Origin of the sequence: Nocardioides sp. PD653-B2, assembly GCF_002117935.1 — a bacterium.
Classification (GTDB): domain Bacteria; phylum Actinomycetota; class Actinomycetes; order Propionibacteriales; family Nocardioidaceae; genus Nocardioides.
The window spans coordinates 133,195-154,364 of sequence record NZ_BDJE01000028.1 but is presented as its reverse complement, the minus strand read 5'-3'; the positions used below and the strand labels follow the sequence as shown (position 1 = coordinate 154,364).

21 protein-coding genes are annotated in these 21,170 nt (G+C 71.2%); 14 read left to right on the top strand and 7 right to left on the bottom strand.

What is annotated here, in order from left to right; genetic code table 11:
• Nucleotides 1-7: 7 nt before the first annotated feature.
• Together PD653B2_RS13180 and PD653B2_RS13175 are read right to left on the bottom strand one after the other, a co-directional pair.
• Nucleotides 8-1,390, bottom strand: coding sequence for an alpha/beta hydrolase (locus PD653B2_RS13180; protein ID WP_085872837.1), 1,383 nt, complete (start codon nucleotides 1,388-1,390; stop codon nucleotides 8-10).
• Between the two features lie 219 nt (nucleotides 1,391-1,609).
• Nucleotides 1,610-2,053 (bottom strand): nitroreductase family deazaflavin-dependent oxidoreductase, encoded by a 444-nt coding sequence (locus PD653B2_RS13175; RefSeq protein WP_085872836.1) that lies wholly within the window; start codon nucleotides 2,051-2,053, stop codon nucleotides 1,610-1,612.
• A 55-nt stretch (nucleotides 2,054-2,108) separates the two neighbouring features.
• Here PD653B2_RS13175 and PD653B2_RS13170 point away from each other — a divergent pair, with 55 nt between their 5' ends.
• The 5 genes from PD653B2_RS13170 to PD653B2_RS13150 all read left to right on the top strand — a co-directional run bounded on the left by PD653B2_RS13170 (nucleotide 2,109) and on the right by PD653B2_RS13150 (nucleotide 6,357).
• Nucleotides 2,109-3,026 carry a 1,4-dihydroxy-2-naphthoyl-CoA synthase gene (locus tag PD653B2_RS13170; RefSeq protein ID WP_085872835.1) on the top strand — a complete coding sequence of 306 codons (918 nt, stop codon included), beginning with the start codon at nucleotides 2,109-2,111 and terminating at the stop codon, nucleotides 3,024-3,026.
• An 87-nt stretch (nucleotides 3,027-3,113) separates the two neighbouring features.
• On the top strand, nucleotides 3,114-4,247 hold the full coding sequence (locus PD653B2_RS13165) for a GTPase family protein (RefSeq protein WP_085872834.1): 1,134 nt from the start codon (nucleotides 3,114-3,116) through the stop codon (nucleotides 4,245-4,247).
• Nucleotides 4,244-4,864, top strand: a complete 621-nt coding sequence (locus tag PD653B2_RS13160) for a class I SAM-dependent methyltransferase (RefSeq protein ID WP_207559242.1) — start codon at nucleotides 4,244-4,246, stop codon at nucleotides 4,862-4,864. Before PD653B2_RS13165 ends, PD653B2_RS13160 begins: the two co-directional genes overlap by 4 nt.
• The gene (locus PD653B2_RS13155; protein WP_085872833.1) at nucleotides 4,861-5,559 is read left to right on the top strand and encodes an NAD-dependent deacylase; all 699 of its coding nucleotides are present in this window, start codon (nucleotides 4,861-4,863) and stop codon (nucleotides 5,557-5,559) included. Before PD653B2_RS13160 ends, PD653B2_RS13155 begins: the two co-directional genes overlap by 4 nt.
• Before the next feature lie 102 nt (nucleotides 5,560-5,661).
• A complete protein-coding gene (locus tag PD653B2_RS13150) occupies nucleotides 5,662-6,357 on the top strand; it encodes a hypothetical protein (protein ID WP_133058880.1) in 696 nt (231 codons plus the stop codon).
• Here the strand turns inward: PD653B2_RS13150 and treZ are convergent, their stop codons facing one another.
• Genes treZ through glgX form a run of 3 tightly spaced genes read right to left on the bottom strand, consistent with a single transcriptional unit; the run spans nucleotide 6,358 to nucleotide 12,538 of the window.
• Nucleotides 6,358-8,106 (bottom strand): malto-oligosyltrehalose trehalohydrolase, encoded by a 1,749-nt coding sequence (gene treZ / locus PD653B2_RS13145; RefSeq protein WP_085872831.1) that lies wholly within the window; start codon nucleotides 8,104-8,106, stop codon nucleotides 6,358-6,360.
• A complete protein-coding gene (gene treY, locus PD653B2_RS13140; RefSeq protein ID WP_242665270.1) occupies nucleotides 8,103-10,376 on the bottom strand; it encodes a malto-oligosyltrehalose synthase in 2,274 nt (757 codons plus the stop codon). The genes treZ and treY overlap by 4 nt, the downstream gene beginning before the upstream one ends.
• Before the next feature lie 5 nt (nucleotides 10,377-10,381).
• The gene (gene glgX / locus PD653B2_RS13135; RefSeq protein ID WP_085872830.1) at nucleotides 10,382-12,538 is read right to left on the bottom strand and encodes a glycogen debranching protein GlgX; all 2,157 of its coding nucleotides are present in this window, start codon (nucleotides 12,536-12,538) and stop codon (nucleotides 10,382-10,384) included.
• Nucleotides 12,539-12,678: 140 nt separating this feature from the next.
• Here glgX and PD653B2_RS13130 point away from each other — a divergent pair, with 140 nt between their 5' ends.
• From PD653B2_RS13130 to thpR, 3 genes are all read left to right on the top strand, one after another.
• Nucleotides 12,679-14,133, top strand: coding sequence for an MDR family MFS transporter (locus PD653B2_RS13130; RefSeq protein WP_242665269.1), 1,455 nt, complete (start codon nucleotides 12,679-12,681; stop codon nucleotides 14,131-14,133).
• A 75-nt stretch (nucleotides 14,134-14,208) separates the two neighbouring features.
• Nucleotides 14,209-14,952 (top strand): VIT1/CCC1 transporter family protein, encoded by a 744-nt coding sequence (locus PD653B2_RS13125; protein WP_085872828.1) that lies wholly within the window; start codon nucleotides 14,209-14,211, stop codon nucleotides 14,950-14,952.
• Nucleotides 14,952-15,527 (top strand): RNA 2',3'-cyclic phosphodiesterase, encoded by a 576-nt coding sequence (gene thpR / locus PD653B2_RS13120; protein WP_085872827.1) that lies wholly within the window; start codon nucleotides 14,952-14,954, stop codon nucleotides 15,525-15,527. The genes PD653B2_RS13125 and thpR overlap by 1 nt, the downstream gene beginning before the upstream one ends.
• On the opposite strand, the gene PD653B2_RS13115 is transcribed toward thpR, so the two are convergent.
• Nucleotides 15,488-16,261, bottom strand: coding sequence for a GTP pyrophosphokinase (locus tag PD653B2_RS13115; RefSeq protein WP_242665268.1), 774 nt, complete (start codon nucleotides 16,259-16,261; stop codon nucleotides 15,488-15,490). The genes thpR and PD653B2_RS13115 overlap by 40 nt on opposite strands.
• 91 nt (nucleotides 16,262-16,352) lie before the next feature.
• Between PD653B2_RS13115 and PD653B2_RS13110 the strand changes: the two genes are divergently transcribed.
• From PD653B2_RS13110 to PD653B2_RS24970, 4 genes are all read left to right on the top strand, one after another.
• Entirely contained in the window at nucleotides 16,353-17,477 is a 1,125-nt protein-coding gene (locus tag PD653B2_RS13110; RefSeq protein WP_085872826.1) for a Re/Si-specific NAD(P)(+) transhydrogenase subunit alpha, read from the top strand.
• Complete coding sequence (locus PD653B2_RS13105) at nucleotides 17,477-17,797, top strand: NAD(P) transhydrogenase subunit alpha (RefSeq protein ID WP_085872825.1); 321 nt, start codon at nucleotides 17,477-17,479, stop codon at nucleotides 17,795-17,797. The genes PD653B2_RS13110 and PD653B2_RS13105 overlap by 1 nt, the downstream gene beginning before the upstream one ends.
• On the top strand, nucleotides 17,797-19,176 hold the full coding sequence (locus tag PD653B2_RS13100; RefSeq protein WP_085872824.1) for an NAD(P)(+) transhydrogenase (Re/Si-specific) subunit beta: 1,380 nt from the start codon (nucleotides 17,797-17,799) through the stop codon (nucleotides 19,174-19,176). The genes PD653B2_RS13105 and PD653B2_RS13100 overlap by 1 nt, the downstream gene beginning before the upstream one ends.
• Before the next feature lie 67 nt (nucleotides 19,177-19,243).
• Entirely contained in the window at nucleotides 19,244-19,414 is a 171-nt protein-coding gene (locus PD653B2_RS24970; protein ID WP_165763464.1) for a hypothetical protein, read from the top strand.
• A 42-nt stretch (nucleotides 19,415-19,456) separates the two neighbouring features.
• Here PD653B2_RS24970 and upp read toward each other — a convergent pair whose 3' ends face one another.
• Complete coding sequence (gene upp / locus PD653B2_RS13095; protein WP_085872823.1) at nucleotides 19,457-20,098, bottom strand: uracil phosphoribosyltransferase; 642 nt, start codon at nucleotides 20,096-20,098, stop codon at nucleotides 19,457-19,459.
• Nucleotides 20,099-20,209: 111 nt separating this feature from the next.
• Here upp and PD653B2_RS13090 point away from each other — a divergent pair, with 111 nt between their 5' ends.
• Entirely contained in the window at nucleotides 20,210-20,695 is a 486-nt protein-coding gene (locus PD653B2_RS13090) for a tRNA adenosine deaminase-associated protein (protein ID WP_085872822.1), read from the top strand.
• Nucleotides 20,696-20,729: 34 nt separating this feature from the next.
• A complete protein-coding gene (locus PD653B2_RS13085) occupies nucleotides 20,730-21,167 on the top strand; it encodes a nucleoside deaminase (RefSeq protein ID WP_085872851.1) in 438 nt (145 codons plus the stop codon).
• Nucleotides 21,168-21,170: the final 3 nt, after the last annotated feature.

Here is a 21,170-nt window from a genome sequence, read left to right as displayed (position 1 = left end):
GGTGGTTTCAGCAACCCACATCCGCGACGTCGCCGTCGCTCGCCGGCCCGCCGGGGGTGTGGATGGCGTAGGCCGAGCAGTAGTAGAAGCTCAGCAGGTCGTCGCGGTGGAGCCGGACCGGCGACCAGCGGCCCTCGCCGGTCGGCTCGAGGTAGCGGAACGACGAGCCGAGCAGCGAGGACGTGTTGTCGCGGTGCTTGAGGTAGCGGTCGAGCCAGCGCTGCACGTAGACGCTGGTCAGGTCCTGGCCGTAGCGGCTGGCGGGCAGCACCAGCGGGATGTCGGTGTACTCCAGGTGCGTCGAGGCCCGGGGTACGACGAGCATCGAGTCCACGCCGGCGGCGCGCCACGCGTCGTACCCGGTCGCGCGCTCGCGCCTCGGGTCCGGCCCGTCGGGCGAGGGCTCGGGATTGAGCGAGCTGCCGCCGCTGAGCAGCCACGGCGAGACCGTGAAGCCGTACTCCGACTGCACGGCGAGGGCCGGGACGACGGGCACGTTGCCCGACCCGTCGAGCGGGCCGTCGGACGACGGGCCGGTGAGCTTGTCGAGCGCGACCACCGCGGCGACCCGCTTGTCGGTGCCCTGGACCTTCGACACCGCGGCGGCGCCCATCGAGTGGCCGATGATCGCGATCCGGGTGGTGCGCCCGGGTGTCGCCGGGTGCGGGTCGGGGGAGCTGTCGAAGCTCCGGCGGAACGGGTTCTGCGGCGAGGTGAAGAAGTCGAGGGCGTCCTCGGTGCCGACCACGAAGTTCGCCAGCTGCTGCGACGGCACGCCCGGGCAGCACGCGCCGTGGGGCAGCGTCTCGCTCGTGCCCTGGCCCTGCACGTCGTAGGTCAGCACGACGTAGCCGCGCTCGGCGAGGTCCTGGGCCAGCCAGGCGTACATGCCCTCGGACCCCTGGACCGAGCCCTCGGTGATGACGACGCCGGGGAAGGGGCCTCTCAGCTCACGCCCGGTGTAGGGGTCGACCGCGCCCGGCTTCGGCCGGTAGACCGTGCCGCGCAGCAGCGCGCCGTACCGGTTGGTGAACGAGACCTTCCTCGAGACCCCGCGGGTGCCGTTCCAGCCGGCGCGCAGCGGATTGCCGACGTTCCAGCCGGGCACGACGGCGCCGGCGGTGAGCGCCGGGTGCGTCGGCGACGCGACCTGGGTGAGCAGCTGGTCGACCGCCGTCTGGTTGGAGGCGGCCACCAGCGCCGGCAGGTACGCCGGGTTCTGCAGCTGGCCGCCCTCGCCGTCGATGCGACCGTAGGCGTCGGCGATGTTCTGCAGGTCGCGCTGGGTGTACGCCGGGTCGCCCGGCGTGGGCGCCGGCTCGGCGGAGGCCGGAGCCGTCACCGCCCCCAGCAGGAGAGCGGTCAGGGCGGCGGGCAGGAGGCGTCGCATGCCCCGCCCAACGAGGGACAGGGCCTGCGGGTGACGGTGGTCTCGATACGCCGCCTCGTTCCTCGGCGGCTACTCGACCGACGACCGACGACCGACGACCGACGACCGACGACCGACGACCGACGACCTGCCTGCCGCCTCGTTCCTCGACGGCTACTCGACCGACGACCGACGACCGTCGTTGGTCGAGTAGCGAGCGCCAGCGAGCGTATCGAGACCTCAGACGCGCTCGAGCAGGAAGACCGGGATCTCGCGCTCGGTCTTCTTCTGGTACTCGCCGTAGGTCGGCCAGGTCGCGACGGCGTAGTCCCACCACTCGGCCCGCTCGTCGCCCTCGAGGACCCGGGCGGCGTAGGTGTGCTTCTCGGCGCCGTCTTGGAGGTCGACCTCCGGGTGCTCGACGAAGTTGTAGTACCAGGTGGGGTTCTTCGGGGCGCCGCCGAGCGACGCGATCGCGACGTACTTGCCGTCCTTCTCGACCCGCATCACCGGGTTCTTCCGCAGCTTGCCCGACTTGGCGCCCCGCGAGGTGATCACCACGATGGGCCACTCGGGGTTGCCACGCAGGATGTTGCCGCGCTGCCCGTCGGAGGCCTCGAACTCCTCGACCTGGTCGCGGACCCACTGCTCGGGGCTGGGCTCGTACTCGCCTTCAAGTGCCATGCCTCCAGAAGACCACGCGTCGGCCAGGTATTCCAGCGGCGATAGCCTCGCGGGCATGAGCGCCATCGACGGGGTGTCCGAGATCTTCGACACCGACGCCTGGGACACCGTGCCCGGCTTCGAGCACCTGACCGACCTGACCTACCACCGGGCGCGGGCGCACGGCACCGTCCGGGTCGCCTTCGACCGGCCCGACATCCTCAACGCGTTCCGCCCGCACACCGTCGACGAGCTGCTGCAGGTGCTCGAGCACGCGCGGGTGTCGAGCGACGTCGGCTGCGTGCTGCTCACCGGCAACGGCCCGAGCGACAAGAACGGCAAGTGGGCGTTCTGCACCGGCGGCGACCAGCGGATCCGCGGACGCGCGGGCTACCAGTACGCCGACGGAGAGACGGCCGAGACCGTCGACAAGGCCAAGCTCGGGCGCTTGCACATCCTCGAGGTGCAGCGGCTGATCCGCTTCATGCCCAAGATCGTCATCTGCGTGGTGCCGGGCTGGACCGCCGGCGGCGGCCACAGCCTGCACGTCGTCTGCGACCTGACCCTGGCCAGCGCCGAGGAGGCCCGCTTCAAGCAGACCGACGCCGACGTCGGCTCGTTCGACGGCGGCTTCGGCTCGGCGTACCTCGCTCGCCAGGTCGGCCAGAAGTTCGCCCGCGAGATCTTCTTCCTGGGCCAGGAGTACTCCGCCGAGGACGGGGTCCGGATGGGCACCGTCAACCGGGCCGTGCCGCACGCCGAGCTCGAGGCGACCGCGCTCGAGTGGGGGCGGCTGATCAACGGCAAGTCGCCGACCGCGCAGCGGATGCTGAAGTACTCGTTCAACGCGATCGACGACGGGCTGATCGGCCAGCAGATCTTCGCCGGCGAGACCACCCGGCTCGCGTACATGACCGACGAGGCCCAGGAGGGCCGCGACCAGTTCCTCGAGAAGCGCGAGCCCGACTGGTCGCCGTTCCCCTGGTACTACTGAATCCTCGAGTCGTCCGCCTGAGGCGGGCGCATAGACGGGCGAGAGGCGGACGACCCGATTCGTTGCGTCGTCTGAGACGCTGGGCCCATGGCGAAGCCCACGGACGAGTGGTTCGGCCAGGCCTTCGGGAAGGCCTGGAAGGACAAGGCCGAGGAGATCGGCCGGTTCAACCTGGCCATCTTCGGCAAGACCGGGGTCGGCAAGAGCACGCTGGTCAACGCGATCTTCGGCAGCGAGATCGCGAAGACCGGGATCGGTGAGCCGGTCACCCGTGCCGAGCACCTCTACCTCCACCAGAGCGGCACGCTTGGGGTGCTCGACACCCGGGGGCTGGAGGTGGGTCGCGACAACGCGACGCTGATCGCCGAGCTCCGCGACTACCTGCACGGCATGCGCCGCAAGCCGCTCGCCGACCAGCTGCACGTGGCCTGGTACTGCGTCCGGGCCGGTGACCGCCGTTTCGAGGCGACCGAGGCGGACTTCGTGCGCGCCCTCCACGACCTCGGGCTGCCGGTGATCCTGGTGCTCACCCAGGTGCCCCGCGCCCGCGGCCGGGTGCACCCCGACGCCGAGGCGCTCGCGGCGAGCATCGCGGCGCTCGACCTGCCGATCCAGGACGGGCTGATCCACTACACGATGGCGCTCGCGGACGACTTCACCGCACAGACGGCGTACGGCCTGCAGGAAGTCCTCGATGCCACCTTTCGCGGCGCGCCGGACGGCGTCGCCCACGCCATCACCGCCGCCCAGCGGATCGACTTCGACCGCAAGCGGGAGCGGGCGGAGGTGGCCATCAAGGCGGCGACGGGGGCAGCCACCACCGCCGGAGCCTCCCCGATCCCCTTCTCCGACGCCGCCATCCTCGTCCCGGTCCAGATCGGAATGATGGCCTCGATCGCGGTCACCTACGGGATCTCGCTCGAGCGCTCGACGGCCGCGTCGATCGCCGCGACCGCGGCGGCGACCACCGCGGGGCGTTCGCTGGTGACCAACCTGATCAAGTTCGTCCCGGGCGCCGGGACGGCGGTGGCCGCGCCGATCAGCGCGACGGTCGCCGGGACGTTCACCTACGCGATGGGCCACGCCTGGATGCGGGTGTGCGAGCGGCTCGCCCGGGGCGAGCTGGGCCCGGTCGGCGGGGTGCTCGACAGCGACGCGGTGAAGCGGGTCTTCCTCGAGGAGTTCAAGAGCCAGGCCGGCCGGAGGAAGCTCTCCTCGTGACGACCCGCTGGGAACGGATCGCCCGCGACACGGTGGGCGAGGGCTACGCCACGACGTACGCCGAGCGCTTCCGCGCGATGGCCGCGCGGGGCCAGGACATCCACGGGGAGGCGACCTTCGTGACGGGGCTGCGTGCGGCGCCGGCGCGGGTCCTCGACGCGGGCTGCGGCACCGGGCGGATCGCCGTACGCCTCGACGAGCTGGGGTACGACGTGGTCGGGGTCGACGTCGACGCCTCGATGCTGCACGTCGCGCGGGCCGAGGCGCCGGGCCTCGACTGGCGGCTGGGCGACCTCGCCGCGCTCGACCTGGACGAGACCTTCGACCTGGTGCTGGTCGCCGGCAACACGATCCCGCTGCTCGAGCCGGGGACGCTGACGGCGGCCTGCGCGCGGCTGGCCGCGCACGTCGACCCGGGCGGCCACCTGGTGTGCGGCTTCGGGCTGGACGCCGCGCACCTGCCGGGCGACTGCCCACCGACGCCGCTGGCCGAGGTCGAGGCGGCGATGTCGGCCGCCGGGCTGGCGGCCGTCGACCGCTTCGGGACGTGGGCGGGCGACGGGTTCGTCGACGAGGGTGGTTATGTGGTCACCGTGCACACGAGGTCCGCAAGATGAAGGTCGTCGTCCTGACCGGAGCCGGCATCTCGGCCGAGAGCGGCGTGCCGACCTTCCGCGACGCGGACGGGCTGTGGCACGGCCACCGGGTCGAGGACGTCGCGACGCCCGAGGCCTACGAGATGCAGCCGTCGGTGGTGCACCGGTTCTACGACGCCCGCCGTACGGCCCTCGACGCCGTCGAGCCCAACGCCGCGCACGTGGCGCTGGCCCGGCTGGAGGAGCTGCTCGGCGACGACCTCCTCGTGGTCACGCAGAACATCGACGACCTCCACCAGCGCGGCGGGTCGACGCGGGTGCTGCACATGCACGGACAGCTGCGCTCCGCGCTCTGCCTGGCCTGTCGGTCGCGGATCGAGTGGACCGGCGACCTCGGCGACTTCCCACCCTGCCCCCGCTGCGGGGCATGCGACCTGCGGCCCGACGTCGTCTGGTTCGGCGAGATCCCCTACGAGATGGACCGGATCCACGACGCGCTCGACGCCGCCGACCTCTTCGTCTCGATCGGCACCTCGGGGGCGGTCTACCCGGCGGCCGGTTTCGTCCAGTACGCCGCCTCGCGTGGTGTCCGCACCCTCGAGCTCAACCTGGTCCCCAGCGAGGGCACGCACTTGTTCGACGAGGCCCGGCACGGTCCGGCGTCGCTGCTCGTCCCCGCCTGGGTCGACGAGGTCTCGGGCTACCGCCTGGTCTGAACCAGGGGTGGCGGCGTCCCTGCCCCTGCCCCAGCGTGGGCGACGGGTCGATGGTCTGACACGGTGGACCCTCACGCCCCCTTTGCGACGAGGAGCTCGAACATGACACGGATGGGACTGGCCATCGCCGGCCTCGGCATGGCTGCGGTTCTCGCCGCCTGCGGCGGTGACGACTTCACCGACCAGTCGGGCGAGGAGATCGCCGACGCGTCGAAGGCCGCCATGAAGGACCTCGACTCGGTCAAGGTCTCCGGCAGCGTCACGACCGACGGCGCCGAGACCCGGATCGACGTCCAGACCGACGCCGATGGCAACTGCACCGGCTCGATCGGGGTGGGGGACGGGACCGCCGAGCTGCTCGGCGTGGACGGCGACCTGTGGTTCAAGCCCGACGAGACCTTCTGGCGCGACAACGGCGGTGCCGATGCCGACCAGATCATCGCGGCCGTGGGCGACAACTGGGTGGTCGTGCCGGACGGCGAGGACGGCTTCGCCCAGTTCTGCGACGTCAGTGACCTGATGGATCAGATCCTGGAGGACGACGGCGACGAGTCGACGTACACCAAGGGCGACACCCAGGACCTGGACGGCGACCAGGCGATCGCGGTCGACAACAAGGACTCGAAGGGCACGTCCACGGGCTACATCCTGGTCGACGACCCGCACTACCTGGTCAAGATCGAGAAGACCGAGGGTCAGGACACCGGCAGCGTGACCTTCTCGGAGTTCAACCAGGACGTCGACGTCGAGGCTCCCGCCGCCGACGAGATCATCGACCTCAGCTCCCTGGCGGGCTGACTAGGGGGCGATGACCGCCCCGGCGTGGGGCGGCAGCGTCAACGTCTCACCACGGAGGTCGACGCCGGACTCGGTCTCGAAGAGCAGCTCACCCGGCTCGTCGAGATCGAGCACCACCTCGGCGTCGCCGAAGTTGACGAGCACGTGCACGTCGCCTCGCCACATCTCGAAGAGCCGGGCGTCCTCGTCGACCAGGCACGCGTTGCTCGCGAACGACGGGTCCGTCAGCTCGGGGCGTTCGCGGCGCAGCGCGGCCAGGCGGCGGTAGACGTCGAGCATCCGGGCGTGTCGCCCGGAGCCGGTCTCGTCCCAGGCGAGCTTCGAGCGCCGGAAGGTCTCCGGGTCCTGCGGGTCCGGCACGACGTCCGGGTCCCAGCCCATCCGTTCGAACTCCGCGATCCGGCCCTCGGCGGTCGCCTTCCCGAGCTCGGGCTCGGGGTGGGAGGTGAAGAACTGGAACGGGGTCGACGCCGCCCACTCCTCGCCCTGGAAGAGCATCGGCGTGAAGGGGCCGGCCATCGTGAGCAGCGCCGCGCACGCGAGCTGGTCGTCGTCGAGCTTCTCGGTGATCCGGTCGCCGACCGCCCGGTTGCCGATCTGGTCGTGGTTCTGGCTGGCCACGACGAGCCGCCAGCTCGGCATCTTGTCGATGTCGATCGGGTGCCCGTGGTCCCGCTCGCGGAACGACGAGTAGGTGCCGTCGTGGAAGAACCCGCGCTCGACCACCTTCGCCAGTGCGCTCAGCGGCTCGAAGTCGGCGTAGTAGCCCTCGGTCTCGCGGGTCAGCGCCACGTGCACCGCGTGGTGGAAGTCGTCGCTCCACTGCGCGTCGAGGCCGTAGCCGCCGGCCTCGCGGGGCGTCACGAGCCTGGCGTCGTTGAGGTCGGACTCCGCGATCAGCGTGAGGGGTCGGCGCAGGTGGGCCGAGAGCGCCGCCACCTCGACCGCCATCTCCTCGAGGAGGTGCACGTCCGAGGAGTCCTCCAGCGCGTGCACGGCGTCGAGCCGCAGCCCGTCGACGTGGTAGTCGGAGAGCCACATGTGCACGTTGTCGAGGATGTAGCGGCGGACGACGTCCGAGCCCTCGCCGTCGAGGTTGACCAGGTCGCCCCAGGTGTTGGCGCCGGACTTCAGGTAGGGCCCGAAGAGCGGCAGGTAGTTGCCGGACGGCCCGAGGTGGTTGTAGACGACGTCCTGGATGACGCCGAGCCCGGCCGCGTGGCAGCCGTCGACGAAGCGCTGGTAGCCCTCGGGGCCGCCGTAGCCCTCGTGCACGGCGTGCCACAGGACACCGTCGTAGCCCCAGTTGTGGGTGCCGTTGAAGGCGTTGACCGGCATCACCTCGACGAAGTCGACGCCGATGTCGCGCAGGTGGTCGAGCCGCGTGAGCGCGGCGTCGAAGGTGCCCTCGGGCGTGAACGTCCCGATGTGCAGCTCGTAGATCACCGCCCCGGCGAGCTGGCGACCGGTCCAGCTCGCGTCGTGCCACTCGAAGTCGGTGGCGTCGTGCGTGCGCGACAACCCGTGGACGCCCTCGGGCTGGCGCCGCGACAGCGGGTCGGGTCGCGGGGTCTCGTCGTCGTCGATCAGGTAGCCGTAGTCGATCTCCTCCCCGAACCGGTCGGGGACCGGCTCGGTCGGCGTCCACCAGTCGTCGTCCCCGCGCGTCATCTCGAGGGTCTCGCCGGCCACCAGCAGGCGCATCCGGGACGGGCGCGGTGCCCACACGTCGAAGGGGCCGTAGGTCATGAGTCCTCCCGGACCAGCAGGGCGACCGGGTGGGTCGCGAGGAGATCGGCGAGGGTGCCGTCGGTGCGGGCGCCGGTGAGGACGTCGGTCCACGCGCCCTGGGGCAGGTCGAGGGTGGTGTCGCCCCAGCCGCGGGCGGCGAGCCCGACCGGCAGCCGGGTCGCGACGGTGATCGCGCCGCCGCGGTCGAAGGCGAGCACGTGGTCGGCGGCGGAGCCGGAGACGGTGACCGGGGCGTACGTCGTGAACAGCTCCGGCCGGTCGCGGCGCAGGGTCAGTGCGTGGTGGGTGACGGCGAGCTTGGCGGCCGCGTCGTCCTCCTCGGTGCCGGCCAGCACGGCTGCCCGGTGGTCGAAGTCGACGAAGCGCCGGTTGTCGGGGTCGACCAGCGACTGCTCCCACAGCTCGGAGCCCTGGTAGACGTCGCACACGCCGGGCATCGTGATCGCGACCAGCTTGGCGGCCAGCGCGTTCGACCGGCCGGGCTCGTCGACGGACGACAGCAGGTCGTCCAGCACGCGTCGTACGTCGGCATGGTCGAAGGCCGCGTCGACGGCGGCATGCACCGCGGCCTCGTAGGCCTCGTCCGGCTCGGTCCAGGTCGTGCGGTCGCCGGCCTCGCGCATCGCCTTCTCGGCGTAGCCGTGCAGCCGGCTGCGCAGGTCCGGGTCGGTGGAGGTGGGCCAGGCGCCGAGGATCGCCTGCCACAGCAGGGATCCGAAGCCCGCGTCGGGCAGCGGCACCAGCTCGAGCAGCTGCTCGAGCGCCGCCGCCCACACGTCGGGCAGCTCGGCGAGCGCGGTGATCCGGGCGCGCACGTCCTCGCCCCGCTTGGTGTCGTGGGTGGAGAGCGTGGTCATCGCGAGCGGCCACTCGCGCTGGCGGATGACCATCGTCTCGTGGAAGTCGGTGACGCTGACCGAGAACATGCTCGGGTCGCCGCCGACCTCGTTGAGCGAGGTGAGCCGCGAGTAGCGGTAGAACGCACAGTCCTCGACGCCCTTGGCCATCACCATCCCGCTCGTCTGCTGGAAGCGGCGCGCGGGCGGGGACCAGCCGTCGGACAGGATCGGGTGCAGCACGTCGTACGTCGCGGCCAGGTCCGGCCGGTGCTCACGGGCGAGGGCGAAGGCCTGCTCGAGGTGGTCGATCCCTTCGGGCAGGTAGGACCGGTAGACCGGGAAGCAGGCGAGCAGCTCGGCGATCGCGTCCTCGACGGCCTTGAACGACGCCTCGGTCGTCATCCGGCGCACCTCGCGGGTGATCCTGCGGACCTCGGAGTGCAGGATCCCGTCGGCCACCTCGCGCTTGGTGCCGTGGATCATCTCGGCCCAGTCGACCGGGGCACCGCGCAGCCGCTCCTCGAGCTCGTCGAGCGGCTTCTGCCCCGCCGGGTCGGTGAGCACCCGGTCGACGTAGGCGAGCGCGTCGTACCCCGTGGTGCCCTGGGTCGCCCAGTCGGCGGGCAGGCGTTCGCCGGGCTCGAGGATCTTCTCGACCAGCACGTAGGCGCCGCCGGTCAGCTGGGCGAGGTCGTCGAGGTAGCGCTTGGGGTCGCGCAGGCCGTCGGGGTGGTCGACCCGGAGCCCGTCGACGAGACCCTCCTCGAACCAGCGCCGGATCTCGATGTGCGTCTCGGCGAAGACCTCGGGGTCCTCGACGCGGACGGCGGCCAGGCTGTTGACCGCGAAGAACCGCCGGTAGTTGAGGTTGTCGTCGGCCTCGTGCCAGTTGACCAGGCGGTAGTGCTGCTCCTCGTGGGTCGTCGTGCCGGGAGCGAGCGGGAAGCGCAGGTCGTGGTAGCGGAGCTCGGTGCCGGTGACCTCGATCGCGTCCTCGTCGCCGTCGCCGACGACCGGGATCAGCAGCTTCCCGTCGCCCGCCGGCCACTCGATGTCGAACGCCGTCGCGTGCTCGGACTCGCGGCCGTGCTGGAGCACGTCCCACCACCACGCCTCCTCGGTCGGCGAGGCGACGCCGACGTGGTTGGGCACGATGTCGACGAGCACGCCCATGCCGAGCCGGCGCGCCTCGGCCGACAGCGCGGCCAGGCCCTCGGCCCCGCCGCGCGACGGGTCGACGTGGTCGAACGCGACGACGTCGTACCCGTGCGTGCTGCCGGGCTCGGCCGCCAGCAGCGGCGACAGGTAGACCCAGTCGACGCCGAGGTCGTGGAGGTACGGCAGTCGCCGGGCGGCCTCGAACAGGTCGAAGTCCTCGGTGATCTGCAGCCGGTAGGTGCTGACCGGACTCTGCATCTTCTCGGGCACGGCGATCAGGAGTTCTGCGTGAGCGCGGCGACGGACGCGGCCACGGAGTGGTCGGGCTCGGCCTCGGGCTCGGTGAACTCACGCAACACGATCAGGCTCCGGTGCTCCATGTGGAACGTCTCACCCGCCTTGCAGACCTGCTTCTCGTCGGCCGAGCCACCGGTGTCGACGACGATGTCCCACGCCGCGGCGTACTCGTCGGCCGGCAGGGTCACCTCGGCGGGCCCGTCGGCGTTGAAGTAGATGAGGAAGTGGTCGTCGACGATGCTCTGGCCGCGGGCGTCCTTGCCGCCGATGCCGTTGCCGTTGAGGTACATGCCGATCGCCTGGGTCCCGTCGGTCCAGTCCCCGTCCTCCATCGGCCGGCCCTCGAGGTGCAGCCAGACGATGTCGTTGAGACGTTCGCCGTCGCCGGTGCGGACCGTGGTGCCCGTGAAGAACCGCTTGCGGCGGAAGGTCGGGTGGGTGCGGCGCAGCCGGATCAGCGCCGACGTGAACTCCATCAGCGGCTTGTCGGCCTTGTCCCAGTGCATCCAGGCGATCTCGGAGTCCTGGGCGTAGGTGTTGTTGTTGCCGTCCTGGGTCCGGCCCATCTCGTCGCCGTGCAGGATCATCGGGACGCCCTGGCTGAGCAGCAGCGTCGCGAGGAAGTTGCGTTGCTCGCGGGCCCGGAAGGCCTGGATCTCCGGGTCGTCGGTCGGTCCCTCGACCCCGTGGTTCCAGGACCGGTTGTGGCTCTCGCCGTCGTTGTTGTCCTCGCCGTTGGCCTCGTTGTGCTTCTCGTTGTAGGAGACGAGGTCGCGCAGCGTGAAGCCGTCGTGGGCGGTGACGAAGTTGATGCTCGCGACCGGGCGCCGGCCGGAGTGCTCGTAGTAGTCGGAGGAGCCGGCCAGCCGGGACGCGAACTCGCCGAGCGCCGGCTCGCCGCGCCAGAAGTCGCGCACGGAGTCGCGGTAGGCGCCGTTCCACTCGGTCCACTGCGGCGGGAAGCCGCCGACCTGGTAACCACCGGGGCCGATGTCCCAGGGCTCGGCGATCAGCTTCACCTGGCTGACGACCGGGTCCTGCTGCACGAGCTCGAAGAACGTCGCGAGCCGGTCGACCTCGTAGAACTCACGCGCCAGCGTCGACGCGAGGTCGAAGCGGAAGCCGTCGACGTGCATCTCGGTGACCCAGTAGCGCAGCGAGTCCATGATCAGCTGCAGCGAGTGCGGGTGCCGGACGTTGAGAGAGTTCCCGGTGCCGGTGTAGTCCATGTAGAACTGCTGGTCGTCCTCGACCAGGCGGTAGTAGGCCTCGTTGTCGATGCCCCGGAAGCTCAGCGTCGGACCGAGGTGGTTGCCCTCGGCGGTGTGGTTGTAGACCACGTCGAGGATGACCTCGATGCCGGCGGCGTGCATCGCCTTGACCATCGACTTGAACTCCTGGACCTGCTGGCCCTCGCCGCTGGCGGCGTACGACGCTTCCGGCGCGAAGAACCCGATGGTGTTGTAGCCCCAGTAGTTCCGCAGCCCCTTCTCCAGCAGCGTGCTGTCCTGGACGAACTGGTGCACCGGCATCAGCTCGATCGCCGTGACGCCGAGCTTCGTGAGGTGCTCGGTGATCGCCGGGTGCGCGAGGCCGGCGTACGTGCCCCGGATCTCCTCGGGCAGGTCGGGGTGCAGCTGGGTCAGGCCCTTGACGTGGGCCTCGTAGATGACCGACTCGTTGTAGGGGATGTCGAGGCGCCGGTCGCCCTCCCAGTCGAAGAACGGCGTGATCACGACGCTCTTCATCATGTGCGCCGCGGAGTCCTCGTCGTTCTTGGACTCGGGGTCCCCGAAGTTGTAGCCGAAGAGCGACTGGTCCCAGTCGATGTCGCCGCTGGTGGCCTTGGCGTACGGGTCGAGCAGCAGCTTGTTGGGGTTGCAGCGCTGACCCTGCTCGGGGTCCCAGGGTCCGTGCACGCGGTAGCCGTAGCGCTGGCCGGGCTGCACGGTGGGCAGGTAGCCGTGCCAGACGTAGGCGTCGACCTCGGTCAGCGCGACCCGGGTCTCGACGTCGTCCTCGTCGAAGAGACAGAGCTCGACCTTCTCGGCGACCTCGCTGAAGAGCGCGAAGTTGGTGCCGCTCCCGTCGAAGGTCGCGCCCAGCGGGTAGGCGCGTCCTGGCCAGACCTCCACAGCAGCCTCCACCTGGTCGTTTGGAACGATCAAAGCACACCCCTCAGTTGTTCCCGCTAGTGAAGCGGTCGGTACCCATCGTGGCGGGTGTCCAACCGCGCCGGGGAATGGTCGAGCGTCACACCGGGTTGGCGCCTCACGTGACTGCTCCCGAGATCACCCGTGCCAGCATCGGCCTGCGCAGCGAGCGCGGACCCGTCCTCCTCGCGGTGATGCTGAGCGTCGGCCTGGTCGCCATCGACGCGACGATCCTCGCGACCGCGGTGCCGTCGGTGGTGAAGGACCTCGGCGGCTTCACCCAGTTCCCGTGGCTCTTCTCCATCTACCTGCTCGCCCAGGCCGTCACGGTCCCGATCTACTCGAAGGTCTCCGACATGGTCGGGCGCAAGCCGGTGATGCTCGTGGGCATCGGGCTCTTCGTCGTCGGCTCGCTGCTCTGCGGGCTCGCGTGGAGCATGGGCTCCCTGATCGCGTTCCGTGCGATCCAGGGGATCGGTGCCGGCGCGGTGCAGCCGATGAGCATGACGATCGTCGGCGACATCTACACGCTCGAGGAGCGGGCGAAGGTCCAGGGCTACGTCGCGAGCGTGTGGGCGGTCTCGTCGGTCGTCGGGCCGACCCTCGGCGGCGTCTTCGTCGACTACCTGTCCTGGCGGTGGATCTTCTTCGTCAACCTGCCGCTCGGCATCGCCGCCGGCTGGATGCTGTGGCGCCACTTCGAGGAGCGCGTCGTACGCCGTCCGCACCGCATCGACTACGCCGGGTCGTTGCTGCTCACCGGCGGTGGCGTGCTGCTCCTGCTCGCGCTGCTGGAGGGTGGCGTGCGCTGGGCGTGGGGCTCGGGCACGAGCATCGGGCTGCTGGCCGCGGCGGTCGTGCTGCTGGTCGCCTTCGCGCTCGTCGAGCGACGCGCGGCCGAGCCGGTGCTGCCTCCGTGGGTCTTCAAGCAGCGGGTGCTGGTCTCGGCGATGCTCGCCTCGCTGGTCGTCGGCGTGCTGATGATGGGGCTCTCGTCGTACATCCCGCTCTATGCGCAGAGCGTGCTCGGCCAGGGTGCCCTCGTCGCGGGGCTCGCGCTCGCGGCGATGACCATCGGGTGGCCGATCGCCGCGTCCAACGCCGGCCGGCTCTACCTGTCGATCGGCTTCCGGGCGACGATGCTGATCGGCAGTGTGATCGCCGTCGGCGGGGCGTTGCTGCTGCTCACCATCGACCCGCACAGCTCGATCTGGCACCTCGCGGCCCCGTGCTTCGTGATGGGCCTCGGCTTCGGCCTGGTCGCCAGCCCGTCGATCATCGCGGCCCAGGCGTCGGTGACCTGGGCGCACCGCGGTGTCGCGACCGGCACCACCATGTTCGCGCGCTCCGTCGGCAGCGCGGTGGGCGTCGCGGTCTTCGGGGCGATCGCGAACGGCGTGGTCGCGTCGCGGGTCGGCCGCGGCGTCCCCGACCTCGAGCACCTCACGCCGGACGTCCTCGACCCGGCGATCCACGCCGTCTTCGTGGCGTCCGCTCTCGCGGCGCTGGCGCTGCTGCTCGTCGGGCTGCTGATGACCAAGCGGGTCACCGAGTCGGCACCGCCAGGATCGAGCTGAGCACCCGGCCCCGGCCGCGCGAGCGCAGCCTTGCCTTGGTTGCGAGGGGCACCGTCCGGGGGCTTGGATTCTGACATGAGCGCCAGTGACCTCGATGACGCCGCGGCACCGATCGGACCGCACGACGACGAGCCCCACGAGCGCGGCCTCAACAACCGGCTCAACTGGCTGCGCGCCTCCGTCCTGGGCGCCAACGACGGCATCGTGTCGACGGCCGGCATCGTCATCGGTGCCGTCGGCGCCACCAGCGACCGCACCGCGATCGTGATCGCCGGCGTCGCCGGACTGGCCGCCGGGGCGATGAGCATGGGCGCGGGCGAGTACGTGTCGGTCAGCACTCAGCGCGACTCCGAGCTCGCGCTGCTCGCCAAGGAGCGGCGCGAGCTGCGCGACGAGCCCGAGGAGGAGCTCGCCGAGCTGGCCGGGATCTATGTCGGCAAGGGTCTCGACGAGGCGCTCGCCCTCGAGGTCGCGAAGGCACTGACCGCGAAGGACGCCCTCGGCGCGCACGCCGAGGCCGAGCTCGGCATCGATCCCGACGACATCACCAGCCCCTGGAACGCGGCCTTCGCGTCGACGGTCTCCTTCACCCTGGGCGCGCTGTTGCCCCTGCTGACGATCACCCTGGTGAGCCCGTCCGCACGCGTCCTCGTCACCGTCGTCGCCGTGGTCCTCGCCCTCGCGCTGACGGGCTGGACCAGTGCCCGCCTCGGCTACGGCAAGCCCGGTCGTGCGGTTGCCCGCAACATCGCCGGCGGCCTCTTCGCCATGGCCGTCACCTACGCCATCGGGACCGCGCTGGGGACCCAGATCGGCTGATGTCCCTCCGGATGTTCGCCGCGCTCGTGCCGCCCCCGGAGGCGGTCGAGCATCTCGACGAGTTCGTGGAGGTGCGCCGCCCGGCGGGCGAGTTCCGCTGGGCGACCGCCGAGCAGCTGCACGTGACCCTGGCCTTCCTCGCGTCGGTCGAGGAGCGCCGGCTCGACGACCTGGCCGAGCGGCTCGCCCGCGCCGCGGCCCGCCGGACGACGTTCGACACCGCGATCGCCGGCGGCGGCGCCTTCCCGAACCCGGCGCGGGCGCGGATCCTCTGGGCCGGGCTCGACCTCGACGAGGACGGTCGCACCCAGCTCGACCGGCTCGCGACCGGGTGTCGGGCCGCGGCCAACCGGGCCGGGATCGCGGTCGACGGCCGGCGGTTCCGGCCGCACGTGACGCTCGCCCGGATCGGGCACCCGACCGAGGTGTCGAGCTGGGTGCGGCTGCTCGACGGGTACGCGGGACCGCGGTGGCCCGCGGACCGGGTCGCCCTCGTGGCGTCGTACCTCGGGGAGGGCGCGCGCGGGCGTCCCCGCTACGAGGTGGTCGAGGAGTTCGCGCTCGGGTCGTCCTGATCCGCGCGGGCGCCGAGCCGGCGCAGCGCGTCGACGAGCCGCGCGTCCGGGCCGCCTGCGCCCGTCTGCAGCTGTTGCACCAGCGCCGGCGGCAGGCCGGCGAGGCCGCGCACCTCGTCGTGCAGCCGCTCCATCGTGGTGTCGAGGGTGTACGCCGTGTCCGCCGCCTCCCGGAGCCCGGCGAGCAGCTCGGCGGGCACGTCACGGCGGTACTTGTAGTAGATCTTGTGCTCGAGGCTGGCCCAGAAGTCCATCGCGATGGTGCGGAACTGCACCTCGACGAGCACGTCCACGGCGCCGCCCGAGAGGAACACCGGCACCTCCACCAGGGCGTGCAGGCTGCGGTAGCCGTTGGGCTTCGGCAGCTTGATGTAGTCGCGCACCTCGACGACCGACACGTCGACCTGCTCGGTGAGCAGGTCGAAGACCTGGTAGACGTCGGAGGCGAAGCTGCACACGACCCGCACGCCGGCGATGTCGGTGACCCGCGCGCGGATCTCGTCGAACGTCGGGTGGTCGTCGAGCGAGAGGCCCTTGCGCTGGACCTTCTCCAGCAGGCTCTCCGGCGACTTCAACCGGGAGGAGACCGTCTCGATCGGGTTGTAGTCGTGCAGATGCGTGAACTCGTCGCGCAGGATGTTGAGCTTGGTGACGATCTCGTCCATCCCGAACCGGTGCTCGAGCATGAACCGGCGGAAGTCCTCGCCCGGGGGCGTCTCCGACGTCTCGGTCACCCGACCACCCTACGGAGCGGGTGTAGGTGGAAGCCGTGTGGAACCTGAGACGCCTGTTCCCGGGGCCGCGATGTGCCCTAGGTTGCCTCGGGTGAAGATCGCTGTAGCCAGAGAGACCCGCGAGGGCGAGGCGCGCGTCGCGATGGTGCCGGAGCTGGTCGCCAAGCTGACCGGGCTCGGGTACGACGTGCTCGTCGAGCCGGACGCCGGACGCCACGCACTGATCGCCGACGAGGAGTACGAGGCCGCCGGGGCGACGGTCGACGCGCAGGCCGTCGAGCAGGCCGACGTCGTCGTCTCGGTCCAGCCGCCGGGCACGGACGTGATCCGCAGGCTCCGCCGCGGCGCCGCGACGGTGTCGTTCCTGCCGACCGGGCAGGAGCCGGAGATCGTCACCCAGCTGCGCGACGGCGGCATCACGTCGTTCGCGATGGAGCTCGTCCCGCGCATCTCGCGCGCCCAGTCGATGGACGCGCTGTCGTCGCAGGCGCTGGTCTCCGGCTACCGCTGCGCGATCGTCGCGGCCGGGATGCTGCGCCGTTTCTTCCCGCTCAACATGACCGCGGCGGGCACCGTCCCCCCGGCCCAGATCGTGGTGCTCGGCGCCGGCGTCGCCGGGCTCCAGGCGATCGCGACCGCGAAGCGGCTCGGCGCCGTCGTGAAGGCGTACGACGTGCGCGCCGCCGCGGCGGAGGAGATCCGCTCGGTGGGTGCGCAGTCGATCGACCTCGAGCTCGACACGCTCGAGGGGGCGGGCGGCTACGCGCGGGAGATGACCGAGGAACGCGCCGCCCTGCAGATGGAGCGGTTGGCGCCGTACGTCGCCGCCGCGGACGCCCTGATCACCACCGCGGCCGTCCCCGGCCGCCGCGCCCCGGTGCTGGTCACCCGCGCGATGGTCGAGCAGATGAAGCCCGGCTCGATCGTGGTCGACCTGGCCGCCGAGACCGGCGGCAACGTCGAGGGCGCGGTGCCCGGCGAGGTGGTCCGGATCGGCAACGCGCAGGTGTGGGGCGGGCAGAACGTGCCGTCGCAGATGCCCGGGCCGGCGTCCAAGCTCTACGCGCAGAACATCGTCAACATCGTCACGCTGATGACGGTCGAGGGTTCGTTCGCCCCCGACTTCGAGGACGAGATCGTCGCCGGGTCCTGCGTGACCCACGACGGAGCGATCCGCCACGAACCCACCCGAGCCGCTCTGGAAGGAGCCAACTGATGGACGAGGCAGTCGTCTGGCTGACGATCTTCATCCTGAGCGTCTTCGTCGGCATCGAGGTGATCTCGAAGGTGTCCTCGACGCTGCACACCCCGCTGATGTCGGGCGCGAACGCGATCCACGGCATCATCCTGCTCGGCGCCGTGCTGGTGACCGGCTCGACCGACAACGACGTCGCGCTGGTGGTCGGTCTGGTCGCGATCGTGCTCGCCGCGGTGAACATGGTCGGCGGCTTCGTGGTCACCGACCGGATGCTGCAGATGTTCGTGCGCAAGAAGCCGAAGCCCGCGCCGGCCTCGACCGAGGGTGGGAACGCCTGATGCCGACCTGGGTACAGCTCGTCTACCTCGCCTGCGCGATCTGCTTCATCCTCGCGCTCAAGGGCCTGTCCGGCCCGAAGACCGCCCGCGCCGGCAACCTGATCGGTGCCGCGGCCGCGGTCGTCGCGGTGATCGTCCCGTTCGTCTACCTCGACCTCGACCACGTCGTGCCGATCCTGGTCGCGATCGCGATCGGCACCGTCGGCGGTGTCGTCGGCGCCCAACGGGTGCAGATGACGCAGATGCCGCAGATGGTGGCGCTCTTCAACGGCGTCGGCGGTGGCGCGGCCGCGCTCGTGGCGCTCGTCGAGCTGCAGGAGATGCTGCCGCACGTCGACTCGATCGACTGGTTCACGCTCGCCGCGACGGCGTTCACGATCGCGGTCGGCTCGATCTCGTTCGCCGGATCGATCGTCACCTTCGCGAAGCTCCAGGAGCTGATGACGTCGCGGCCGGTGGTCTTCCCCGGCCTGCCGGTCCTCTTCGGCGTCGCCGGCCTCGCCACGATCACGCTCGGCGTCCTGACCGTCACCAGCCCGGCCATCTGGATCGGGATCGTGCTGGCCCTGCTGGGCCTGGCGATCGGGCTGCTGCTGGTGCTGCCGGTCGGCGGGGCCGACGTCCCGATCGTGATCTCGCTGCTCAACGCGTTCACCGGCCTCACGGTCGCGGCCGGCGGCTACGTGCTGTCGAACGTCGTGCTCCTCGTGGCCGGCACGCTGGTGGGCGCCTCGGGTACCTACCTGACGATGTTGATGGCCAACGCGATGGGCCGCTCGGTCTCGAACATCCTCTTCGGCGCCCTCAAGGGTGGCTCCACGCTCGGCGCCGGCGTCGCCTCCGACCGGCCGGTGAAGTCCGCCGGGCCCGAGGACATCGCGATCCTCCTGGGCTACGCCGACCGGGTGATCATCGTGCCCGGTTACGGGCTCGCGGTCGCCCAGGCGCAGCACACGCTGCGTGAGCTGGTCGATGTGCTGATCGCCCGGGGCACGAAGGTCGACTACGCGATCCACCCGGTCGCCGGCCGGATGCCCGGGCACATGAACGTGCTGCTCGCCGAGGCCCAGGTGCCCTACGAGCAGCTGGTCGAGATGGACGACATCAACGGCGAGTTCAAGCACACCGACGTCGTCCTCGTCGTCGGCGCCAACGACGTGGTCAACCCGGCTGCGAAGACCACGCCCGGCGCACCGATCTACGGCATGCCGATCCTCAACGCCGACGAGGCGAAGCAGGTCGTCTTCATGAAGCGCTCGATGCGGCCGGGCTTCGCCGGCATCGAGAACGAGCTGCTCTTCGAACCGACCACGACGCTGCTCTTCGGCGACGCGAAGGACTCGCTCGGCAAGCTGCTCAACGCCGTCAAGGCACTCTGAGCTCGGCCATCCGGGTGGGCCGCGGATGTCACACGGGACGTCCGCGGGTCTCGCTCGTTGACCGGGCATGACTGACGACGACGAGCGGATGGGCCGCCCCGACGGACATCGCTACGACGCGCCCGAGTCCGACGACGACCGGGTCGGCAAGGAGTGGGCCTACCTGGCCCTCGGCGTCCTGGTGCTCGTGCTGATGGTGCTGATCGCCACCGGCACCGTGCACGTCTTCCCGGCATGAGGCTGCTGGGTCACGGTCCTCGCGGGCTCGGCCCGGGGCAGCTCAGCCCACCACGCCGTACAGGCGGTCGCCGGCGTCGCCGAGACCGGGGACGATGTAGCCCTTCTCGTTGAGCTTCTCGTCCATGGCGGCGGTGACGACGGTGACGGGGACGTCGAGTCCCTCGAGGTCCTTCTCCAGCCGGGCGCAGCCCTCGGGCGCGGCGAGCAGGCAGATCGCGGTGATGTCGTCGGCCCCGCGGTCGGTGAGGAACTTGATCGCCGCGGCGAGGGTGCCGCCGGTGGCGAGCATCGGGTCGAGCACGTAGCACTGGCGCCCCGACAGGTCCTCGGGCAGCCGCTCGGCGTACGTCGAGGCCTCGAGCGTCTCCTCGTTGCGGATCATGCCGAGGAAGCCGACCTCGGCCGTCGGCAGCAGCCGCATCATCCCGTCGAGCATGCCGAGCCCCGCGCGCAGGATCGGGACGACGAGCGGCCGGGGGCGCGCCAGCGCGACCCCGGTGGTGGGCGCGACCGGGGTGACGATGTCGTAGGGCTCGACCCGGACGTCGCGGGTCGCTTCGTAGGCCAGCAGCGTCACCAGCTCGTCGGTCAGGGCCCGGAAGGTCGGGGAGTCGGTGACCTCGTCGCGCAGGACGGTGAGCTTGTGGGCGACCAGCGGGTGGTCCACGACGTGGGTGCGCATGCCCGAACACTAGTGCCAGGCGGGCAAGGGGGGTTGGCCCGGCCGCGACCGTCTGCCACTCTGGAAGACGACTGACAGGTCGCACCGGAGCGGACGGATCGGAGGAGCGCCATGGCTGAGCTGATCGACGGGGTCGACTTCGCCCTGGCTGCCTATCGCGAGGAGGGCGTCTGGCAGGTCCAGGAGCTCGCCCACGACGTCCTGGGTGACATCGAGACCCTGGCCCACGCACTGCGCCGGTTCCCCGGCGACGGCGGCGCGGTCGGGCTGGTCGCGATGGACGAGGACTTCTTCATCCTGATCCGGGTCGCGGGTCCGACCACCCGGGTGCTCCTCTCCGACATCACCGCCGCCGACGAGTGGGAGCTCGCCCGCTCGGCCGTCGCGTTCCTCGGCCTGCCGATGCCCGAGGACGAGGACGACCAGGTCCCGGCCGGGGACCTCGACCTGCTGGGCGACCTCGGCATGCACGCCATGGACATGGGCGTGCTGCTCGACGACTACGACCTCTACCCCGACGAGATGCTCTCCGACATCGCCCGCCGGGCCGGGTTCGGTGAGGCCTTCGACGACGCCGTCGGACTCACCTCCGCGTGAACCCGGCGTGACCCAGGACCGCTGGGCCGGCCCGATGCGGGCCGCGCTCGACCAGGCGCGGGCGGCGCTGGCGACCGACGACGTCCCCATCGGCGCGGTGGTGCTGGCGCCGGACGGGACGACGATCGGTCGCGGACGCAACGTCCGCGAGGCCGACCACGACCCGACCGGGCACGCCGAGGTCGTCGCGCTGCGGGCCGCCGCGCGCGAGCGGGGGGAGTGGCGCCTGGAGGGCTGCACGCTCGTCGTGACCCTGGAGCCCTGCACGATGTGCGCCGGTGCCGCCGTGCTGAGCCGGGTCGACCGGGTGGTCTTCGGGGCGTTCGACCCCAAGGCCGGCGCGGTCGGCAGCCTCTGGGACGTGGTCCGCGACCGTCGCCTCAACCACCGGCCCGAGGTCGTGTCGGGCGTGCTCGCCGCCGAGTCGGCCGCGCTCCTCGCGACGTTCTTCGCCGGGCACCGCCAGCTGTAGCGT

What these genes read in the sequence shown, in the direction of transcription:
- PD653B2_RS13175 (WP_085872836.1), bottom strand. Translation starts at nt 2,053, where the DNA reads ATGGCACTTGAAGGCGAGTACGAGCCCAGCCCCGAGCAGTGGGTCCGC.
- PD653B2_RS13150 (WP_133058880.1), top strand. Translation starts at nt 5,662, where the DNA reads ATGACACGGATGGGACTGGCCATCGCCGGCCTCGGCATGGCTGCGGTT.
- upp (WP_085872823.1), bottom strand. Translation starts at nt 20,098, where the DNA reads ATGCGCACCCACGTCGTGGACCACCCGCTGGTCGCCCACAAGCTCACC.
- PD653B2_RS13165 (WP_085872834.1), top strand. Translation starts at nt 3,114, where the DNA reads ATGGCGAAGCCCACGGACGAGTGGTTCGGCCAGGCCTTCGGGAAGGCC.
- thpR (WP_085872827.1), top strand. Translation starts at nt 14,952, where the DNA reads ATGTCCCTCCGGATGTTCGCCGCGCTCGTGCCGCCCCCGGAGGCGGTC.
- PD653B2_RS13105 (WP_085872825.1), top strand. Translation starts at nt 17,477, where the DNA reads ATGGACGAGGCAGTCGTCTGGCTGACGATCTTCATCCTGAGCGTCTTC.
- PD653B2_RS13100 (WP_085872824.1), top strand. Translation starts at nt 17,797, where the DNA reads ATGCCGACCTGGGTACAGCTCGTCTACCTCGCCTGCGCGATCTGCTTC.
- PD653B2_RS13125 (WP_085872828.1), top strand. Translation starts at nt 14,209, where the DNA reads ATGAGCGCCAGTGACCTCGATGACGCCGCGGCACCGATCGGACCGCAC.
- PD653B2_RS13090 (WP_085872822.1), top strand. Translation starts at nt 20,210, where the DNA reads ATGGCTGAGCTGATCGACGGGGTCGACTTCGCCCTGGCTGCCTATCGC.
- PD653B2_RS24970 (WP_165763464.1), top strand. Translation starts at nt 19,244, where the DNA reads ATGACTGACGACGACGAGCGGATGGGCCGCCCCGACGGACATCGCTAC.
- PD653B2_RS13180 (WP_085872837.1), bottom strand. Translation starts at nt 1,390, where the DNA reads ATGCGACGCCTCCTGCCCGCCGCCCTGACCGCTCTCCTGCTGGGGGCG.
- PD653B2_RS13085 (WP_085872851.1), top strand. Translation starts at nt 20,730, where the DNA reads ATGCGGGCCGCGCTCGACCAGGCGCGGGCGGCGCTGGCGACCGACGAC.
- PD653B2_RS13155 (WP_085872833.1), top strand. Translation starts at nt 4,861, where the DNA reads ATGAAGGTCGTCGTCCTGACCGGAGCCGGCATCTCGGCCGAGAGCGGC.
- treZ (WP_085872831.1), bottom strand. Translation starts at nt 8,106, where the DNA reads ATGACCTACGGCCCCTTCGACGTGTGGGCACCGCGCCCGTCCCGGATG.
- PD653B2_RS13170 (WP_085872835.1), top strand. Translation starts at nt 2,109, where the DNA reads ATGAGCGCCATCGACGGGGTGTCCGAGATCTTCGACACCGACGCCTGG.